The sequence below is a fragment of the Prevotella sp. KH2C16 genome, from assembly GCF_900113305.1.
Lineage (GTDB): Bacteria > Bacteroidota > Bacteroidia > Bacteroidales > Bacteroidaceae > Prevotella.
In genome coordinates this window covers 37,683-59,927 of sequence record NZ_FOOW01000008.1, presented here as the reverse complement: position 1 = coordinate 59,927, position 22,245 = coordinate 37,683, and the positions used below count along the sequence as shown (strand labels likewise).

Annotated in this window: 13 protein-coding genes; all 13 read left to right on the top strand. The window is 44.2% G+C overall.

Annotation, left to right across the window (positions count from 1 at the left end):
• Positions 1–13: 13 nt before the first annotated feature.
• The 13 genes from BM114_RS14105 to BM114_RS07205 all read left to right on the top strand — a co-directional run bounded on the left by BM114_RS14105 (position 14) and on the right by BM114_RS07205 (position 22,243).
• Positions 14–196, top strand: a complete 183-nt coding sequence (locus BM114_RS14105; protein WP_143089277.1) for a hypothetical protein — start codon at positions 14–16, stop codon at positions 194–196.
• 159 nt (positions 197–355) lie between these two features.
• Complete coding sequence (locus tag BM114_RS07260; protein WP_177207073.1) at positions 356–1,681, top strand: GDSL-type esterase/lipase family protein; 1,326 nt, start codon at positions 356–358, stop codon at positions 1,679–1,681.
• A gap of 149 nt (positions 1,682–1,830) precedes the next feature.
• Positions 1,831–2,376 (top strand): RNA polymerase sigma factor, encoded by a 546-nt coding sequence (locus tag BM114_RS07255; RefSeq protein ID WP_092111927.1) that lies wholly within the window; start codon positions 1,831–1,833, stop codon positions 2,374–2,376.
• A 30-nt stretch (positions 2,377–2,406) separates the two neighbouring features.
• The gene (locus BM114_RS07250) at positions 2,407–3,330 is read left to right on the top strand and encodes a FecR family protein (RefSeq protein WP_092111925.1); all 924 of its coding nucleotides are present in this window, start codon (positions 2,407–2,409) and stop codon (positions 3,328–3,330) included.
• A gap of 67 nt (positions 3,331–3,397) precedes the next feature.
• Positions 3,398–4,945 carry a DUF4832 domain-containing protein gene (locus BM114_RS07245; RefSeq protein WP_143089276.1) on the top strand — a complete coding sequence of 516 codons (1,548 nt, stop codon included), beginning with the start codon at positions 3,398–3,400 and terminating at the stop codon, positions 4,943–4,945.
• A 26-nt stretch (positions 4,946–4,971) separates the two neighbouring features.
• On the top strand, positions 4,972–8,358 hold the full coding sequence (locus BM114_RS07240) for a SusC/RagA family TonB-linked outer membrane protein (protein WP_092111918.1): 3,387 nt from the start codon (positions 4,972–4,974) through the stop codon (positions 8,356–8,358).
• A 12-nt stretch (positions 8,359–8,370) separates the two neighbouring features.
• Positions 8,371–10,092, top strand: a complete 1,722-nt coding sequence (locus tag BM114_RS07235; protein WP_092111916.1) for a RagB/SusD family nutrient uptake outer membrane protein — start codon at positions 8,371–8,373, stop codon at positions 10,090–10,092.
• Positions 10,093–10,109: 17 nt separating this feature from the next.
• Positions 10,110–11,732 (top strand): SusE domain-containing protein, encoded by a 1,623-nt coding sequence (locus BM114_RS07230; protein ID WP_255406458.1) that lies wholly within the window; start codon positions 10,110–10,112, stop codon positions 11,730–11,732.
• A gap of 12 nt (positions 11,733–11,744) precedes the next feature.
• The gene (locus BM114_RS07225; protein ID WP_255406457.1) at positions 11,745–13,349 is read left to right on the top strand and encodes a DUF4832 domain-containing protein; all 1,605 of its coding nucleotides are present in this window, start codon (positions 11,745–11,747) and stop codon (positions 13,347–13,349) included.
• 166 nt (positions 13,350–13,515) lie between these two features.
• Positions 13,516–15,375, top strand: a complete 1,860-nt coding sequence (locus tag BM114_RS07220; RefSeq protein WP_092111914.1) for an FAD-dependent oxidoreductase — start codon at positions 13,516–13,518, stop codon at positions 15,373–15,375.
• An 18-nt stretch (positions 15,376–15,393) separates the two neighbouring features.
• Positions 15,394–17,454 (top strand): alpha-galactosidase, encoded by a 2,061-nt coding sequence (locus BM114_RS07215; RefSeq protein ID WP_092111911.1) that lies wholly within the window; start codon positions 15,394–15,396, stop codon positions 17,452–17,454.
• Positions 17,454–19,238 carry a glycoside hydrolase family 2 protein gene (locus tag BM114_RS07210; RefSeq protein WP_092111909.1) on the top strand — a complete coding sequence of 595 codons (1,785 nt, stop codon included), beginning with the start codon at positions 17,454–17,456 and terminating at the stop codon, positions 19,236–19,238. The genes BM114_RS07215 and BM114_RS07210 overlap by 1 nt, the downstream gene beginning before the upstream one ends.
• A 29-nt stretch (positions 19,239–19,267) precedes the next feature.
• Positions 19,268–22,243, top strand: coding sequence for a DUF4886 domain-containing protein (locus BM114_RS07205; protein WP_092111907.1), 2,976 nt, complete (start codon positions 19,268–19,270; stop codon positions 22,241–22,243).
• The last annotated feature ends 2 nt before the right edge of the window (positions 22,244–22,245 follow it).

The window sequence follows — 22,245 nt, the reverse complement described above, 5'->3', positions numbered from 1 at the left end:
AAGACGAAAAGATATGAAATACATAAAACCATCAGTAAAGGTAACCCATATCCAGACTGATTCTATCATATTGGCAGATAGTGAAGGACTTACTATCAAGGAGGAACTGACGGATGCCCCGCAATTATCCAGGCCGGATGTGAACGACAATGACTACGGTGGCAATTCCTCTTCCCATTCTATTTGGGACGAATGAAGTCAGTGAAAGAACAGGGTCGTGGCCTATATGCTCTCGGGCGTGTCTCGACCGATGGACGATCTACCGTCATGAAGAGTGATTTTTTTGCTTAATGAATATTTAAATATTAGCTTATTTAATTTATTCATGGTACATAATAATTATTTGAGATTTATTTTGTTAACGCTTCTTGTGTCTGTATCCTCGCATGTGAATGCGGGCAAGACGCAAGAGCGTTTTTCAATCATGGGACTTGGAGACTCCATTACGGAAGGCAGCCAGGAGTTCAGTTCCTATTTGTATTCCCTTTGGGAGGAGCTGTTCTCCAAAGGCTATGATTTTGATTTTATTGGCCCTCGGAAGAGCGAATGCCGGATAGGGGAGCTGCATCATTGTGGGTTCAGCGGTCATACGGTTGAATTCCTTAATGAGCATATCGACAGTATCTACCACCTTTATCCTGCCGACATCGTACTCTTACATGCCGGGCATAACCACTTTTCTGCGGAAAAGCCCGTTTCCGGCATGATAAAGGCTTACAAGAGCATTATTGCGAAAATCCATCATATCAAGCCAGGGGCTACGGTTTTCCTGGCCATGGTTACGCCCAGTGGCAAACTTCCTAAATATTCATATATCCCGGAGTTGAACAGGGCCATCAAGAAGCTGGTTTCTTCCTATCACTCCTCCAAGGTGGTTCTGGTAGATATGGCTACCGGCCACGACTACCGCACGATGACGATAGCCGACAGGGTGCATCCGAACAAGCTGGGAAGGGAAAGGATGGCTCATATTTGGGCTACGGCAATAGAGAAACGCTTCAAGGCTCAGCATCCCGCTTTCCGCCCGGAATCAATATGCTATAAAACCGTTGGGGCTGACAGTCTGAGCCTCTATGTCTTCAAGGCCAAGGGCAGAAAGCCTCATCCCACAGTAGTCTATTATTTTGCCGGAGGATGGAAATACGGCTCTCCCCTGCAGTTCTTCCGCGAGTGTGCATGGAACGCGGCTCATGGCATTACCTCCATAAGCGTCGACTACCGTATAGGATACCTTTATGGGACACAGGCGGAAGACGCGGTAGAAGACGGTATTGATGCCATCGACTACATCCGGGGCAATGCCAAAAAACTGGGCGTAGACCCTTCCCGAATCATAGCGGCGGGAGCTTCTGCCGGAGCCGTTATCGCAGGGAAGATTCCAGACGACCGGCTGAAGGCCAGGATTCTGTATTATCCCGTGGTTGACAGCCTACAGTCTGAAGTCTCACAAATACACCGTCCGGTCCTGTTCATGATTGGTACAAGAGATTCGTTTACGCCCATTGACAAGACGAAAGCCTTTTTGCTCCGTCTATGTGAGAACAACACTTATTGCGACTATCACATCTTTGAAGGTCTTCCACATCCGTTGTTCAGGTATAGAGAGCCGTTGGACGCTGTATATTACCGGATTCGCAGCCTCACGGACGACTTCCTGGGGAAGATGTTCTCCTCTCAGTAACAATGCACAGGTCCCACAAAAGAAACTGCGAAGCCCTGACATTTAGTTTATTTAGATTTTTTCTTTCCCTACCTATAGAAATTCGTTATATTTGCGTCTATAGAAGCAAAGGACGGGTTTTGCTATGACCTATAACAAAGAAATTATAAATGATTGACGAATCCAGGGATCTCATCCTTATCTCCAAGGGAAACGAATTGGCTTTCGATAAATTTATGGACGGCCATTCACAATGCATGTATTATCACGCCTATGGCATTCTTGGCAATAAGCAAATGGCAGAGGAAGTGGTAAGCGATGTCTTTCTGGAAGTATGGAAAATGAGGGAGAAGCTCCTGGATATAGAAAATATAAACTTCTGGCTGAGCAAAGTGGTCTACAGAAAATCCATCTCCATGCTCAGAAAGGAAAAGAACAGAAGAAACCTGGTGGACATCGACGAACTCCAGAACTTCAAGTTCCCACAGATGGAAACCCCCATAGACAGCATTATCTCTGATGAGAACATGCATAGTATAGTACAAGCGATAGACGCTTTGCCCCCTAAGTGCAAGCATGTCTTTTATCTGGCAAAGATTGAACAGATGCCTTATTCTGAGATATGCGATATGTTGAAAATCTCTCTTGCAACCGTCAATTATCATATTGGCTATGCAATGAATGCCTTGAGAGCAAAACTTCGTAAGGAAGCCTGACTTTTTTTTAATGTTTAAAAGACGGACATTATGATGAACGAAAATATAACCAATCATATTTATGACAAAACCCTGGAAGACCGGATAATAAAGGACTTCGTAATAAAGAGTATGCCAATGGAAATAGAAATCGGTTCTATAAAGAAAAAAACATATATTAAGATATATAATGAGAAGAAGAGGCTGAAATATCGGCGCATGGTATTGGCGGTATTGGGAGCAGCGGCCTCCCTCCTGCTGCTGGTTACAGTAACCATGCACCTCGTCAAATCCAGCGATGATACTGCCAGCCAGACGGCTTCATACACACTTGACAAGAAAATACAGCAGGTCTCCCTGCATGTCCCTATTGGCGACAAAATGACCATCATGCTTAGTGACGGCACAAAACTCATAGCCAATTCCAACTCCATCGTAAAGTATCCCAAGGTATTCTCCGGGAAGACGCGTGATGTATTCGCGAAAGGAGAGGTCTATTTTGAGGTTGCTCACGACAAAGCCCATCCCTTTATCGTGCATTCCGAGGGCTTTAATCTCAGGGTGCTCGGCACAAGATTCGCCCTCTGCAATTATAATGAAAAGAAATCAAATGTCGTACTTGTACAGGGCTCTGTAGAAATAACCACTAAAAACCGGGACAAGGTGAGAATGCGTCCGAACCAGCTTGCCGACATTATCGACGGCAATATCAGCGGACTTTCCGGAATCGATGTCAGCGAATATATCAGCTGGCTTGACGGTGTCATGGAACTCCATGGCGATAATCTGCAGATGGTGGTTGAGCGGTTAAACAATTACTATGGGACAGACATTAAGGTAAAGGGTAGTTGTCATTCCAAACTATATGGCAAACTGGTCTATCAGAAGAGTGTGGACGATGTCGTGGGAGTCATTAACCAGATTACAGGAACACATACCCATATCAGTAATGGCACCGTCCAGATTTCCGAGTAGAAGTGTATCCGGCAAAGAAATATAACACTATATAAAATCTAACAACCTAAACAAATCAATAACTCTCATGAACAAAGGGGCTTTGCGTTTCATGATCAAGGACTATCATGGTGTCGTTAGTACGAATAAGCACTTCACCATACTATTCTGTCTATTGATGGTATCCAATTTTCTATTTGCCAAAAACATAACTGTAAGTTTCACTCCAGACACCACACGGGTGTTGAGAAATCCGTTGAATGGCTGGGTAATGTACTTGGGAAGAACATGGAACTCTAACTTCTGGGAGGAACAAGGGTATGACAATATGCCGGCCGGCTCTTCTTCTTTCCGTGTTTCTGACTTTGCCAGTACTTGTTATGTGCGTACAAGTTGGAGCTCGATGGAGCCAGAGGAAGGCAAATATTTCTGGAGAGACAAGAGCTCTAGGCTATACAAGCTTTTTCAGAGTGTACGCGCAAGGAAGATGAGGCTTGCATTCCGTATTGTAGTGGATAGCAGGGATCAGGGACAGAACACTCCTTTGTTTGTGAAGGAAGCCGGTGCGAAGGGTTTTCAGGACCCAAACAACAGCAGACTATGGTCGCCTTATCCTGACGACCCAGTCTTCCAGCAGAAATATGCGAATTTCATCCGTGCTCTGGCAGAAGAATATAACGATCCTGATGTCGTCGATTTCATTGATGCCTATGGATTAGGCAAATGGGGTGAAGCACATGGTGTGAAATATCAGGATTATCATCACAAGAAAGCAGTTTTTGACTGGATAACGGATTTGTATTCACAGACCTTTACCCGGATACCACTCATCATCAACTATCATCGCTTGGTAGGAGATACTATTAGCTGGGCTGATCCGCATTCGGAAAGTGCGACGCTATTGGAAAAGGCTATCGACAAGGGATATAGCCTCCGACACGACGCCTTTGGGATGACCGGATACTATCAACAGTGGGAACAGGACTTTGCTAAGAAATGGAACTTCCGCCGTCCTGTGATTATGGAAGGCGGCTGGATTACCGGTGGTCATCATCGTTATTGGATAGATCCATCTGGCGCATATCGACAAGGGTATTCAGTAGATGTACGCCGCGGAGAATACCAAGAGGCTCGGAACGCACATGTTAACATGATGGACTTTAGGATCGGTGACGAAACCCATTCCTGGTTCGCATCAGCTTTCGACTTGGTAAAGTCATTCGTTAAGGAGGGCGGCTATCGCCTTTACCCGTCCAAGGTCATTGTGCCGGATAAGGCCAAGAAGAATCAGCTACTGACATTGAGCAGCGTATGGAATAATCTCGGCTGGGGATATTGTCCTACCAACATTCCCCAGTGGAATCAGAAGTATAAAGTGGCCTATGCCCTGGCTAAAGGGCAAACTATCTGCAAAGTGTTTGTCGATGGCAAGAGCAATCTTTCAGAATGGTTGAAAGGAAAGCCCACAAAGTGTTCCATGACCGTAATGTTACCAAATCTTGCCCCCGGCGAATACCAATGGCTGACGGCATTGGTAGATACCACAAAAGGCAATACGCCGGGACTTGAGGTAGCTGTGCCCATTGAGAGAATATCAAAGGGATGGGTGAAAGTTTCCATATTGAAAATCAGATAACGAATCTAACAATATAAACTAACTTTATGAGAAAAAAAACAATCTTTACCTACGACAGTAAGAGCATGGCAGCGTTATGTCTGCTGGGACTTCTTTCAGTTTCATCGCCTGCTGCTGCCTCAGAAATCACCTTAAACCTTAGAGGAGGCATTTATGTCTTAAATGCTGATCAGACAACTATCAAAGAGGTGCTTGATTACATTGAATCAAAAAGTAAGTATGTCTTTGTGTACGACCAGAATGTGAAAAGGCGTCTTGGCGAAAAGCTCTCTCTATCTTTGAAAGGAAAGGGCGTCGACGACCTGTTGTCAGAGTTGTGCAGCAAGGCAAGGCTCCATTATGCCATTTCCGGCAGACAAGTAACCATAAAAAACTTGGAGCCCCAACAGGAAGGTGGGGCCAAAACCACAAAAAAGGTGTCCGGGACGATTATGGACACCAATGGCGAGCCCCTGATTGGGGCTACCGTCAAGATAAAGGACAGCAACTCCGGCGTTATAACAGACATCGATGGCCATTATTCCATCGAAGTTCCAGAAGGTTCTATGCTTGAAATCAGCTATGTCGGCATGAATCCACAGCAAATAAAGGTTGGCAATCGTAACAACTATGATGTGGAGATGGTTGAAGACAGCAACACTCTGGATGAACTTGTCGTCATTGGTTACGGCTCCGTAAAAAAGAAAGACCTCACGGGTGCAGTAGCAGCCGTAAAGGGGGATGAACTCGTCAATAAACGTACGACTCAACTTTCCAGTGCCTTGCAGGGCTCGCTCTCTGGTGTCATGGTACGCAGAAACAGCTCCGCTCCAGGTTCTGGCGCGAGCAGCATTCATGTTAGAGGCGTAACCACAATCGGAGACTCTTCTCCTCTGGTTATCGTCGACGGGGTTGAAGGCTCGCTCGACTATGTCAATCCAAATGATGTGGAGAGTGTTTCCGTCCTCAAGGATGCCGCTGCTGCGAGCATCTATGGCTCAAAGGCTGCAGCGGGTGTCATCCTTGTTACCACAAAGCGTGGAAATGAAACCGGGAAGATAGACCTTAAATATAACGCCGAGTTCGGATGGGAAATCCCGACCCGACAGCCAAGCATGGTGGGGGTAACCCGTTATTTGGAAATGAACAATGAACTCCAGTATAACGACAATCCCTCCGGCGGCTTCTTCCAGGTATATACTGCGGATCAGACAAAAAACTGGATGAGATATCACGAGACGGATCCAAACAACTATCCGGTGTCTGACTGGAAAGGGCTGATTCTCAAGAGTTCCGCACCGCGCATGACCCATACTTTGAGTGTAAGCGGGGGTAACAAGGTGGTAAGGTCTGTTGCCACGCTGTCGTATGACGATGTAGATGGTCTATATGACGGTAGAAAGTTCCAACGGTATATGTTACGATCCAACAATGATTTCAAGATAAGCGACAAGCTCTCAGCGACAATTGACATCAATATCCGTTATGCGAAAAGTATGAATCAAATCTATGATCCCTTCAGCGATATGCGTAAGATGCCGGCTATCTATCCTGCTCTCTGGTCAGATGGAAGATTAGCCTCTGGCAAGAGCGGTGCCAATCCTTATGGTCTGCTCACCAAAGGCGGTTCTTCCGTGAATCATAGTACCCAAATCGGCGGCAAAGGCTCCTTGGTCTATAAGCCGTTCAAGGGATTCAGTCTCTCGGCCATCATCTCCCCATTTGTCAACTACTCAAAAGGAAAATCCTTTAAAATGGCCTGCGGTTACTATCTGCAGGATGATCCTGAGACCTTTGGAGGATATTTCGACGGGGGCTCTATGTATGCTACCAATAAACTCAGCGAGACCCGAAACGACGGTTGGCATGTAACATCCCAGCTACTTGCCAATTATATGCGTGACTTTGGCCAGAATAGCCTCACGCTGATGGCCGGCTTTGAGAATTATTATTCTAAGTCTGAGAATCTCTCTGCCGCACGCGACCAGTATGAACTAACGAACTACCCTTACCTGAATATCGGGCCGGAAGACTATAAGGACAATAGTGGATCTGGGAGTGAATATACTTCCAACTCCTTCTTCGGCCGCGTGCTTTATTCCTATGCAAATCGTTATCTCTTCCAGGCTAATGTCCGTCATGACGGCTCTTCCCGGTTTGCCAAAAAATATCGTTGGGGCACTTTCCCATCATTCTCTGCAGGATGGGTGATATCCGAGGAGCCCTTTATGAAGGGCATCAGTCCCAGGGCTCTTTCCTATCTGAAGTTTCGCGCCTCTTGGGGAAAGTTGGGCAATGAGCGTATTGGCAGTAACTACTTCCCATATATCGCGTTGATGTCATTTGGCAGTTCCTATTTTTATATGGCGGATGGCAGCGTTACCTCTGGAAAGACAGCCCGCCCTGCAGTCTTGGCTGTCGAGGATATTACATGGGAAACGACCACATCTACAGATCTGGGACTGGATGTCAATTTCTTCAGGAACCGGTTGCACCTTACCTTTGACTATTACTGGAAGAAGACTTCTGACATGCTGCTTGCCATCCAGATACCCTACTCCATGGGATATAATGACCCGAGTACCAATGCGGGCAAGATGTCTACCCATGGCTATGACATCGACTTGGGATGGCAGGATCATATAGGCGATTTCAGTTACAGTATCAGTGCCAATTTCTCTGACTTCCTCTCTAAGATTGACTACCTTAATAATTCGGATATTATCAGTGGAGGTAAGATTAAACGAGCCGGCGTACTCTTCAATGAATACTACGGATACATCTGTGACGGTATTTACCAAACTCAAGAAGAGGTTAATTTTTCTGCCCGCACCAGCACCAGTGTTACCGTAGGAGACTTGAAGTATCGTGATGTCACCGGGCCGGACGGCGTTCCTGACGGAAAGATTTCACCGGAATACGACCGTGTCCCATTAGGCAACTCCTTGCCAAGATACCAGTTCGGCGGTCAAGTGAATGCCTCTTGGAAAGGAATAGACCTGAGCATGGCATTCCAAGGCGTCGCAAAACAAAATTCTTATCTTGATGCAGCGATGGTCCAGCCGTTAAGAGACAACTATGGCAATATACCTTCCATCATAGAAGATAACTATTGGAGTCCGTTTAATACAGCAAAACAAAACGAGGATGTATTCTATCCTCGCCTCTCCAGCGTCTCCAAGAGCAATAACTATGCGACTTCAACCCATTGGATCTTCAATGGAGGCTACTTCCGCATGAAGAATATAACATTAGGCTATACATTACCTTCTATCTGGATTCACAAGATTGGGTTGAACAAACTACGCACTTACATAAGTGTCTCCGATCTATTCTGTATCAGCGATTATCCTAAAGGATGGGACCCCGAGATGGGCACAAGTTCTTATCCCATTACGACATCCCTTGTATTTGGTATTCAAATAAACTTTTAATTAAGACATGCAATGAAAACGAAGATATTATTAGCAGGCCTATGCGTTGCACTTGTTTCGTGTGAAGACATGAATCTGATTCCGAAATCAGAAGGAAATACGGAGTCTTGGTACACCACGGAAACAGAATTGAACCTTGCCAGCAATGAGTTTTATATTCTCGGTTATTGGCAGGAGCCTTTATCCTCCGCAGAGCAATGGTCAGACAACACCACTTACCGACTAGTCAACAGAAATCCGGGTAGTAACGGATCTGTACTCGACGGCACATTAAATGGCCAGCAATATGAAGTCTATGCTCTCTGGCAACAGAGCTACAAGCTTATTGCCAGAGCCAACACCATGTTAGAGAACATTCATAAGGCCGAGGGAAATGTACCTGAAGAAATACTCAACCGCTATGCGGGTGAAGCCTATTTCGCCCGTGCTTGTAAATATGCCGACCTCACCTTCTTCTATGGTGATGTGCCTTATATGGAGAAAACGGAAACCATAACAGAAGCGGAACGCCAGGGCAGACGGCCTGTAGCAGAAGTCAAGGAGCTCACCTATCAGGATTTCGACAAGGCAATTGCATCCTTACCCGTATCTTACGGGCAGTCAAATCAGATTCATGCTACTAAGGGTGTAGCTCTTGCCATGAAAGCAAGATATGCTCTCTACATGCATGATTATGATCAGGCAGAAGAGGCAGCTAAGCAATGCATTGATATTGGGATTTACAGTCTCTATCCTGACTTTTCTGAATTATTCCTGCAGAAGACCAAAAATGTTTCAGAGAAAATCTTCGTCCTTCCTCGTTCCATCGAGAATAGTGTCGTACTGGATTCCTGGATCGTAAAGAACGGGTTGCCGAGAAATGCCGGTGGATATGGCTCCTACAACCCTTCGTGGGATTTGCTGGCATCTTATTTGTGCACCGACGGGCTGCCTATCGATGAGTCTCCCCTCTTTGATCCCCATGACCCATTCAAAAACCGTGATCCACGCTGTGCAAAAACGATTGTTGCCTTTGGCTCCGAGCATTGTGGATATGAGTTCAATCCAAGTCCCGCCGCAAGGAGCATTATGAATTATACTACTGGCAAGATACAGGCCAATCAGGATACAAGAATTGTCAACCAGTATACTTCCTATAACGGCCTACTATGGAAGAAAGGCATAGACGCCTCCTGGCTGGATAACGGCATGCAGGTAGAACAGGACTATACCATTATACGGTATGCTGATGTCTTGCTCATTTATGCAGAAGCATTGATAGAACAAAACAAGAATCTCGCCGCTGCTGCTGACGCCATCAATGAGGTGAGAGCCCGCGCGTATGGAGTCGACAAATCGCAAACCGACTCTTATCCTGCAGTCAGCGCACAAAGTCAGGAGCAGATGCGCAAGGCTGTACGCATTGAGCGACGCATGGAATTCGCAATGGAGAATCAGCGGCTCCAGGACCTCATGAGATGGAAGCTTGCGGAGAAAGCTTTAAATGGCTATAACTATATCATGTTGATGGATCCACAGAAGGAGCTTACCGATGTTGTGAATAAGGGAAACTGGTTCTGGGGAATGACTCCCCAAATAGACGAGGACGGGCTGGCTGATTTCTCTGCTCTTTTTAACGCAAGCTTGTGTACAACAGGGGCTAAGCGGCAATTTCCGTCTCGCGAGATGCTGTGGCCGGTACCTACTCATGACATGGAACTCTGTCCTAATTTGACAAATAATCCAGGTTATTAATTCAAAACCTTACAGTAATGAAAAGTAGAATAAAAGTGAATTATTTCAAGATGCTGTCATTGGTTTTTTTGCCTCTGATGGCGGCCGGATGTAGTGATACGATAGATAATTTCTTCTCACATAATAACTCCGAAATTCAAATATCCGAATCCGGAGACTATGTGAAACTTGATGAGAATGCGCCGGACGAGACCGCATTAACTTTGGACTGGAATGTAGCCCATGATTATGGCAATGAGTATATTACCACCTATAAATATGAGATACAAGTGGATGGGAGCTCAGCCAATGTCATCTCTGAATATGAGGACGACGGCAGATTCCATAGAGAGTATACCCATGCAGAGTTGCAGGATTTATTGGTAAATCATTTTGGTCTCACTACAAGTACAGTTGGTAGTGTCATCTTTACTGTTACGGCTTCATTCCAGGGTCCAACCCTTAAAGTTCCGGATATAGCCACAAAGACCATAAAAATAAAGACCTATGGCCCGAAACAATTCAGGGCAGATCATCTATACATGGCTGGATCTGCCGTTCCAGGCAATAAGATAGAACTCCAACGCAGCGATGCAGATTCATTAGTCTACACTTATACCGGAAGACTTCTTGCGGGTCAGATTAATTTCCCGCTCATTAATTATGATGAGAATAATGCAATAGGTCCTTCATTGGCTGATACTCCTACAACACTTAATGATATGCCGGCTATTGTTACTGAAGAGTCCGTGGCCAATTACTGGACTTTGTCAGAAGAGGATACTTACCGCGTTACGGTGAATCTTAGGAATCATACTGTCAAGATACTGGCAGCAGGTGCCCTGGTAGAGGTAAATCAGATGTATCTTGCTGGTTCTGCGGTAGGAAGCGACCAGATACAGATTAACCAGACACTTGAAAACAGTAATCTCTATGCATGGAAAGGTTCCCTAAACAAAGGCGAGCTGTATCTCCCGCTTACTTTCAATGGAGAACAGCAAATGTCCATAGTTCCTTATTCCGCTTCGAATCACGACATTAATGACGGGCAGAGCCTGACTTTCACACAAGTCCCGACAGCGAACACTTCTACTCGTTATTGGTCCATCCCAGAAGCGGGAGTATATAGAATTGTTGTAAATACAGAGGATAAGTCTATACGCATTTATTCTGCTGCCACGGACATGAAGTCTACGGAAGTTCGATGGAATAATACCACACTACAGATTAACCCTTATACCACAAAAGTCGATACACTTTGGATGTATGGTACTTTTAACGGGTTTGACCATGATACAGGTCTCTTCGTCGGTTACCAAAAGAAGTATACTCTGAAACAGAGCCTGGCCGATCCAAATGTATTTGTTTACTCAGGTGAAGTATTGCCTCGCTCCAGTCAGAAGGATGAGCGTGGTAATACCGTTCAGGCATCCATTAAGTTTACCGTAGATTGCCATAATAATAATGTATATGCTTATGGTTCTACGGCCGATGCCAAGAGAAATGACCATAATGGTTATATTACGGTTACGGACAACACTCCTCAAAAACTTGTTGCGGGACAGGGAGATAATCGATATGCTTATTTCATCATTCCAGAGGGATGCAATCATGTCGTGGTGGATATCAAGAACTTAACAGTAATTTTTGATAAGAAGTAAAAAACTATGAGTATGAAAAAAACATTCAAAAACAAGCATCTGCGTATCGCAGAACAGCTAATGATATTCATGCTATTCATCGGAGCTTCATGCTCCGATGACAAAGATATAGTAAAGACTGACTATAGTTGGGATATAGCGGGCAATGAGATTGTCAATATTAAGCCCGAACGCTATAAATTGCAAAGAAATCCTATGCAAGGATGGGTTATCTATGCAGGTCTTGGCGATGGGATGATGGATAATTTCTGGAATCTATACGATAATTTCGAGTCTTCTGATGGTAGGATCAAGGTCTCTGATTATGGAACTACTTTATACATAAGAGGTGCTTGGAGCGACTTCAACCCAGAGGAAGGCGTATATGTTTGGCAGGACAATTGTAATACGAAACCAGCCCAACGCTTCAGGATGCTCGTCGAGGGTGCAAAGAAGCGTGATCTTAAGCTTGCGTTTACTTTCGTAGTCGATAGTCGCGACAAACATTATAATTTCACCCCTCAGTATGTTCAGGATGCCGGAGCCAAAGGATATGTTACGACGACCGGTAGTGTACAGGTATGGTCGCCTTATCCTGACGATCCGATCTTCCAACAGAAATATGAAAAATTTCTTGCTGACTTTGCTTCTGTTTACAATGATCCTTCCATTACTCAGTTTGTTAGCGGTTTTGGCCTTGGGAAATGGGGAGAGACTCATAGCTTGATATATTCTACTGGAGACGAGACACCGCGACAGAGTGTTTTTGACTGGATATCTGATCTGATGCAGAGGTTATTTACCAAAGTTCCTATTGTTATCAACTATCACCGCTGTATCTTATCAGGAAAGGAGTTTGCGGCAACAGAACTTGATTTGTCAGAGAAGCTTATCGACCAAGCCGTCAATAAGGGATTCTGCCTTCGCCATGACGCTTTTGGCATGAAGAGTTATTATACCACTTGGGAAAGGGGCATAGCCTCCAAGTATCATTATCTGCGCCCCATCCTTATGGAAGGCGGATGGGTTGAATCTTCTCATGGAAATTCAATCAAGGGCGATGGCTATAACAATTTTGCAGAGGTCCGCCAAGGTGAGTATAATGAAGGCAAGGGAGCTAATGTCAATATGATGGACTTCAGATTTTCTACTAATGTCCTGACAGGGGAAACCCATTCGTGGTTCAATTCGGCTTTCAATCTCGTTAAAAAGTTTATAGAAGAAGGCGGCTATCGTCTTTATCCTGACAAGATATCCGCTCCAGTTTCTGCTTCTGCCGGAGGCAAGGTAGTGTTTACTCATCGCTGGTCTAATCTCGGCTGGGGATATTGCCCTACCAATATTCCTCAATGGAATCAGAAGTATAAGGTTTGTTTTGCGCTTCTTAATAAAGAGACGGGAGACCCCTTATATCGCTTCGTGGATGAAGCTCCTAAACTGTCAGATTGGGTAAAGGATTCACCTAAGACATACACTACCTCGTTCACATTGGATGGTGTAGCCCCTGGGAACTATGCTTGGGCAGTTGGTCTTGTGGATACAAGTAACAACAATGAGATTGGAATTCAAATTGCAGCCCGTGATGAATATCTCACTTCTGAAGGCTGGCTCAAGATTTCCGATGTAGTAATTAAGTAAGCTTATTACTTCTGTATGCGAATTATTAATAAGAAGGAAGCTTCAGTAGCTACTGATGCTTCCTTCTTTCTTTCATAGACTCAAATCAGATGTTTTTTCATCCTTGACCTATATAATAATTGATTTTTTTCGTCTAGTTAAATAGACATAAGAACTAAAAACCTAAATGAAACGATTCATAGCAATTATTTCAGTATTCCTTACCCTGCAAATGGTCTGTGCAAAGGATTTGCTTGTAGAATCAGAATCTTTTTCCCATAAAGGTGGTTGGCTTGTTGATCAACAGTTTATGGATCTCATGGGCTCGCCCTACCTTTTGGCACATGGCATGGGGATACCTGTGCAGGATGCATATACGCAGTTGGATATTCCAGAAGATGGTGTCTATCACATCTGGGTGAGAACTTATAATTGGACTTCACCATGGGAAAAGACGGCGGGACCTGGTAAATTCCAATTGATAGTAGGTCATCGGACTTCCAAGATTCTGGGGAGTGATGGTAATGCGTGGTTTTGGCAACCGGCTATGGTTATTCCCCTTCGTAAAGGTTCTACACGAATCACACTTCACGACCTTACAGGATTTGAAGGTAGATGCGATGCTATTTTTCTGACAACAGACACTAAGAATCCGAATACATACTTCTCTCATAAAGACGATTTGCGTCGTAAGTTTCTCCCCGTGCAGAAAGAAGAATCTTACAATTATGATTTCGTAGTTATTGGCGGCGGAATAGCTGGTATGTGCGCTGCTGCAACCGCTGCGAGATTAGGATTGAAGGTGGCTTTAATCAATGACCGACCAGTTTTAGGGGGGAACAATTCCTCAGAGGTGCGTGTCCATCTGGGAGGAATCATAGAAGTAGGTAAATACCCTGCCTTAGGTAGAATGATTCGTGAATTCGGGCACAGCAGAGGTGGTAATGCCCAACCAGGTTATTTCTATGAGGACGAGAAAAAGGACTCATTCATCCATGCGGAATCCAATATCAGCCTGTTTAGGAATTATCGTGCCATTGCTGTTAGGAAGGAAGGTAACAGAATCCATTCTGTAATCATTGAAAACATAGAGAATGCGAAAAGAATGGAAATCGCAGCACAATTGTTTAGTGATTGTACCGGAGATGGAAGTATCGGAGCACTTTCTGGCGCAGATTATCGTATGGGGCGCGAAGGTCAAGACGAGTTTGGTGAAAGTATGGCACCAGTTACTCCGGATTCTCTTGTGATGGGTGCATCTGTCCAGTGGTATAGCAGGGAGGATTCCATTCCTTCCTCCTTTCCAGAGTTCTCCTATGGAATCCGCTTCGACCAATTAAATGTAGAAAGGGTCTTTAAGGGAGAGTGGACATGGGAGACCGGTATGAATAAAAATCAGATTACAGATGCCGAACGAATTAGAGATTATGGCTTGCTGGTAGTTTATTCAAACTGGAGCTATCTCAAAAATCATGATAAGGACAGCCTATACTACAGGAATCGTTCCTTGGACTGGGTGGCTTACATAATGGGCAAACGAGAGTCAAGACGCCTGTTGGGGGACTATGTCCTATCTCAGGATGATATAGACAAGAATGTTTTTCATGAAGATGCATCTTTTACCACCACTTGGGCCATCGACTTACATTCTGCTGATTCTGTAAACTCACTTAGATTTCCGGGAAATGAGTTCAAAACACGCACTGTGCATAATTGGATATTTCCATATGCAGTACCTTATAGATGTTTGTATTCAAGAAATGTAGAAAACCTATTTATGGCTGGCCGCGATATTAGCTGCACCCATGTAGCCCTTGGCACCGTCCGCGTGATGCGTACAACAGGCATGATGGGCGAAGTGGTGGGAATGGCCGCTTCATTATGCAAGTTACACCGAGCACTTCCCCGAGACATCTATCGCCTTTACTTGGACGAACTAAAACAATTGATGAAGATAGGGGCTGGCAAAATCAATGTACCAGACAATCAGAGATTCAATGAGCCCAACGAAACCCTGAGCCTTCCAAAGGCTTTTCTTAAAAAATAATTTTTCCAAATAGAAGAAATGAAACTATTAAAGAGCATTTTCCTTACCATGATAATGGGTTTTATACCTTCTTTCGTGAGGGCGCAAGGCTATGCCCGATTTCAAGGAGATACCTTGAAAATAGGCAATTCTATGATAGAAAGGGTATTTCTCTGGAATGCCGGCAATCTGAAGACCCTTAGGATTGTCAACAAGCAGAATGGCCATATTCTGCATGCCATGGGGAAAGATCCAGATATACTTATTGTAAAAGGAAATGCTAGTGAAGGCACTTTAGAACGAAAAGACATACCGGCAGATGGAATACACCCATCCTACCACCAAGTGATTGTGTCCTATCGAATAGGGAGACTTTGGATTCGCCGCTGTTTTAATATCTATGCCAATACGCCTGCAATATTGTGTAATACATATCTCAAAGGAACCCTCTCCCCATTTGAACAGGAAGAAAAAATATCTGGTGCAGATAGAAAGAATATAGAATTTGCCCCAGATGTGCAGGGTAGTGTAAAAGTTCCTGTGCTTGAAGGTTTTTCTTTGAACGGATTCCATTGGAAAAGTAGGACAGTAGAATTCTATGATTATACTGACTGGAATGACAACTTGGTTATAGAACGCGACTTTATCCCTTTTCGTGAAAACTTCTACCGTGGGAATCTTCTTTTTTGTAATAACCTACTTTCGTCAGATGGCTTCTTCATTCTTAAAGAGGCGCCCTGCTCCAGTACCCAGTTAGAATATCCCGGATATGATTTCAAGGTAGAGTTTTCATCCTTTAAGGTAGCAGGTTTGGGTGTCAGGCCTTCTGATATCACGCCAGACCGTTGGACTCGTGCCTATGGCGTTGTATTAGGAATATATACAGGGAAGGAGCGTGAAGGATTAATGGCACTTCGTTGCTACCAGAAAATGGCAAGGTATCAAAAAAGAGAAGAAGATGAAATGATTATGCTCAACACTTGGGGCGACAGAAGTCAGGATAGCAAAATTACAGAGTCTTTCTGCCTATCGGAACTTGACAAGGCTAACAGGCTTGGCATTACGGTCTTTCAGTTGGATGATGGTTGGCAAATTGGCAAAAGTCCTAATTCTAAAGTAGCAAAAGGGTCATTTAAAGATATCTGGAAAAATCAGAACTACTGGAAACCTGATCCTGTAAAGTTCCCGAATGGGCTTCATCCTCTAGTTAAGAAGGCTAAGAAAATGGGAATCAGGATAGGGCTTTGGTTTAATCCAAGTATCCAGAATGATTTCGCCGATTGGCAGAGGGATGCTGATGCCATTCTTTCATTATGGAAGGAATACGGAATCACGATTTTCAAAATCGACGGACTGCAGATACCAAATAAGCGCGCAGAAGAGAATCTTCGTCATTTATTTAACAAGGTTGTCAATGAGAGCCATCGGGAGATTATTTTTAATTTAGATGCTACGGCAGGGAGAAGGGGTGGTTATCATATGTTTAACGAATATGGAAACATCTTTATGGAAAACCGATATACAGACTGGGGTAACTATTATCCTTTTCGCACCTTGCGTAATCTGTGGCAACTGTCCAAATATGTTCCGGCAGAGCGTATTCAGGTGGAGTTTCTCAATAAATGGAGAAATGCGGACAAGTATCCTTCAGACGATGTGTTTGCTCCTTCCCATTATAGTTTTGAATATCTATTTGCCATTACTATGGCAGGACAGCCACTGGCATGGATGGAGGCTTCTAATCTTCCAGAGGAGGCATTTTCTATAGGCTCATTTATTAAAAAATACCAGAGACTCCAGCCGGATTTCCATCGGGGAGTCATACTTCCCATAGGCGAGGAGCCCTCAGGTAGAAGTTGGACAGGATTCCAGTCCGTCCATGAACGGGAGAATGGCTACCTGCTCATTTTTAGAGAAGATAATGAAAGAAAGTCCGGGCGTATAAAAACATGGCTTACCCCCGGTAGCCAATACTCTTTGTATCCTATTGCCGGTAATGGTGAACAGAGAGAAATCTGGGTTGACGAGGAAGGGTATTCATGTTTTACCCTCCCTGCCAAGAACGAATTTACTTTGTACCAATATAAACTTCAACATTAATGCAAAAGATTATATTTTCCATAATGGTGTTATCCGTCTTGAATTCTCCTGCTTTGGCTGAAACCATGACAAATGTTTACGGAAGACAGGCAGAGAGTTTAAATGGCAAGTGGTCTGCGATTGTCGATCTTTACGATACTGGTACACATATGGAGATTTATAAGAACCGCAAAGCAAAGGAGTCCTCTGAGTTTTATGAGTATTCTTTTGAAAATGGCCTTTGCCTGAATGTCCCCGGAGACTGGAATTCCCAGCACCCTGAATTAAAATATTATGAAGGCACTATATGGTATGGGCGTCATTTTAATTTCACGCAAGACGGGAAACGGCATTTCCTTTACTTTGCAGGTGTTAGCTATCGCTGCAATATTTATTTAAATGGTGAAAAGATATCATCCCATGAAGGGTCTTTCACGCCTTTCCAAATAGATGTAACCAACCAACTTAGAGATGGTGATAACTTTCTGGTAGTAGAGGTGAACAACAGACGACAAAAAGACGCAATACCTGCCATGTCTTTCGACTGGTGGAACTATGGTGGAATTACTCGGGATGTAATGTTGGTTAGTGTTCCGCATACTTACATTAAAGACTATTTTATTCAGTTAGATAAGCATCGGCCTGATTTAATACATGTGAGTGTATCCCTTTCGGAAGCTAAAACAGGAGAAAAAATAAGACTGGAGATACCGGAACTACATAAATCCGCCATCCTTACTACGGATGAAAACGGCAAAGCCATGTTGGATTTAAAAGTCAATCACCTTATAAGATGGTCGCCTGAAAATCCAAAACTATATCAAGTTTCTCTCCATTCAGCTTCAGATAAAGTCTCGGAGTTGATAGGATTTCGTAATATTGAAGTGAGAGGCACTGGGGTATATCTTAATGGCAAACGAGTATTCCTTCGGAGTGTATCCTTCCATGAAGAGATACCACAAAGATTGGGCAGAGCATGCACGGAGAGTGATGCCGTTATGCTTCTTTCCGAGGCTAAGGCACTGGGTGTCAACATGGTAAGACTTGCACACTATCAGCAGAACGAATATATTGTAAGAGGCGCAGAGAAAATGGGCATCATGCTTTGGCAAGAAATCCCTGTTTGGCAAGCTATAGATTTTGATAATCAAGAGACTCTCCATAAGGCATCAGAAATGTTGGCGGAAACAATACAAAGAGATAAAAACCGTTGTGCAGACTGTTTCTGGGGAATTGCCAATGAAACCAAGAATACTCCATCTCGCAATAAGTTTCTATCACATCTTCTCCAGGTTGGTAAAGATATAGACACTACCAGGTTGTTTGTTGCCGCCTTCGACCTGGCATATTTTGACACGAGGGAGAACCGCTTTGTTATGCATGATGACTTTTATCAAAACTTAGATCTGATAGGAATCAATAAATATATGGGCTGGTATGCCAAATGGCCGAAATCACCATCAGATATTCAATGGAATGTTGCCATGGAGAAACCTCTTTTTATTTCTGAATTTGGATGTGAAGCACTATATGGCCAGCGAGGAAATGCGAGTATGACAAGTTCATGGAGCGAGGATTATCAAGCACAGCTTTATCGTGATAACCTCAGGATGTTTGATGCCATTCCTAATCTTTGCGGAGTGTCTCCATGGATTTTGTTTGATTTCCGCAGTCCAACCCGTATGCATCCCACCAATCAGAATGGATGGAACCGCAAAGGCCTGGTGTCTGACCAAGGGCAGCGCAAGAAAGCATGGTATATCATGCATGACTATTATGTGAAGAAGAAAACGGAATATCAATAAATGCAACATTACTACTATTAAATACAGCTATGATGAAAAAAACGAGATTTCTGTTAGTTTTTCTATTCGCTTTTTCATTAGAGACCTTTGCCGATGGGGTACTTCGTGTCTTGGCCATAGGTAACAGTTTCTCTGAAGATGCCGTAGAACAAAACCTGTGGGATTTAGGCCATGCTGACGGCCAGCAGATGATCATTGCAAATATGTATATTGGCGGATGTTCCTTGGAGCGCCATTGGAAAAATGCAAGCAACAATCTTGGAGAATATCGTTATCGGAAGATTGGAGTAGATGGTGTTCGCCGTCAGGAGGATGGCATGACGCTCCTCCGAGCATTGAAAGATGAACAATGGGATGTCGTCAGTCTTCAACAAGCGAGTGGCCTTTCTGGAAAGATAGACTCCTATGAGCCTTTCCTCTCTCATCTTATTGATTATATAAGAAAGATATCCCCGAAGAGTCGCATCGTCTGGCATATGACATGGGCTTATGCTCAGGAATCCAATCATACAGCTTTTCCTGATTATGGCTGTAATCAGCTTACGATGTATCAAGATATTGTTGCAGCCGTCCGTAAGGAAATGAAGAAGCACCGTCTGAAAACCGTCGTGCCCTGTGGTACAGCCATCCAGAATGCACGCACCACTTTCATACATGATAATATGACTCGTGATGGATATCACTTGGATCTTGATTATGGTAGATATACTGCAGCTTGTACATGGTATGAATCTCTTACGGGAAATTCGGTTGTCGGTAATAGATACGCTCCGCAAAATGTATGCTCCGATCTCGTCAGGGCTGCACAGTTATCTGCTCATTCCGCCGTGGAAAAGCCTTGGGAAATCACGGATTTAAGTAATGTCAATGCCACATATCCTCTTTATAAGGATGCAAGTGTTCCCTTGGCCATTCGGGTTCAGGACTTACTTTCACGAATGACCTTAAATGAGAAAGCCATGCAATTGGTACAGTATACTTTGGGAACTAACAACATAGAAAATAATAAAGGTATTGAAGTAAAGAATATACCTGAGTCCACAGGTTCCCTCATCTTTTTGGGTGTGGCTCCCGACTTGAGAAATCGTATGCAGTATCATGCCGTGGAAGACTCGCGTCTTGGTATTCCAATTCTTTTCGGTTATGATGTCATTCATGGTTTCCGTACCATTTTTCCTATCCCCCTGGCTCAAGCTTGCAGCTTCAATCCTCATCTCACGAGATTATCTTGCAGGGCGGCGGCACAGGAAGCAAGGATGTCTGGAGTAGATTGGACTTTTTCTCCTATGATAGATGTTGCACATGATCCGAGATGGGGGAGGGTTGCCGAAGGCTATGGCGAGGATCCTTATCTAAATGGCATCTTTGGTGCCGCTGCTGTCAGGGGGTACCAAGGAAAGAGCTTAGACGATTCTCTTTCCGTTGCCGCCTGCCTGAAGCATTATGTGGCATACGGCGCATCAGAAGCTGGACGGGATTATACTTATACGGAAGTTTCTCGACAGACTCTCTGGGATACATATCTCCCTCCTTATCGTAAGGCCATGGAGGCAAATCCTGCTGCGGTAATGAGTTCTTTTAATAATCTTAGCGGGCTGCCCGTTACTGCCAATCGTTATGTCTTGACAGATGTGCTTCGCGGAAAGCTTGGCTTTAAGGGTTTTGTAGTTTCTGACTGGGCTGCCATCATGCAGCTGCAGAATCAAGGTGCAGCCAAAGACTTGAAAACCGCGGGACAATTAGCGATGAATGCCGGCTTGGATATGGACATGATGTCTCATGCCTATGATGCTTATCTAGAACAATTACTTCATGAGGGGGCTATTGATAGTGCAACTATCGACAGGGCTGTCAGACGAGTCTTGAAGGTGAAATTCGAGCTTGGGCTTTTTGAGCACCCATACACCCCGGATGCCAAAGATGATTCCAGATTCCTCCGACCAGAAAGTCGCCAAATTGAAGAAGAACTGGCAGAAGAGTCTATGGTTCTTTTAAAAAACAATAATAATATTCTCCCGATAAGAAACGAAAAATCAATAGCAGTAATTGGACCGTTGGCTACTTCACAAGAAGATTTGCTGGGCTGCTGGGCTTGGCATGGGCAGAAAGAGGATGTTACCACAATCCTTGACGCCATGCGGCAACAGTTTGCAGGGAAGATTACCATCGGTTATGCCAAAGGTTGTGATTTTGAAGGTTCTGATCAAAGTGGATTTAAAGACGCCCTTTCTCTGGCATCCAAGTCGGATATGCTCGTAGTTTGCTTAGGGGAGAAGCAAAGTTGGAGCGGAGAGAATGCTTCCCGATCCAGCATAGAACTTCCGGAAATCCAGCTTCAATTACTTCAGGCACTAAAGAAAACAGGAAAAAAGATTGTGCTGGTTCTTTCCAATGGCCGGCCGCTTCAACTAAATAAGATAGAGGCTCTTTCAGATGCGATTATTGAAATGTGGCAACCTGGTATAGCAGGGGGCATCCCTTTGGCAAGAATTCTCTCAGGTGAAGTTTGCCCATCGGGCAAACTTGCCATTACTTTCCCATATACTACCGGGCAGATTCCAATTTACTACAATCGGAGACCAAGTGCCCGCCCTAATCAGGGATTTTATCATGACATCCAGAGTGAACCGATGTATCCATTTGGTTATGGCCTAAGCTATACCCGGTTCCAGTATGGGACACCTGTCATCTCTAAGACGGTGCTTCATGCAAATGATAAGTTTACTATCGACATACCTGTTACGAATACGGGTTCACACACCGGGAAGGAAATCGTACTCGGATTTGTTCATTGCCAGTATTCACCAATTACTCGTCCGATGAAAGAGCTCCGATTCTTTGCTAAGGATGAGATTCAACCAGGAAGAACCGTAACCTACCATTTCGATTTACAGACTAAACGCGATTTGGGTTTCGTCGATGAAAATGGCAATATAGTAATTACTCCGGGAAAGTATGAGATTATGGTGGGCGACCATACCATAGAAGTTGAGGTACAACCCTAATA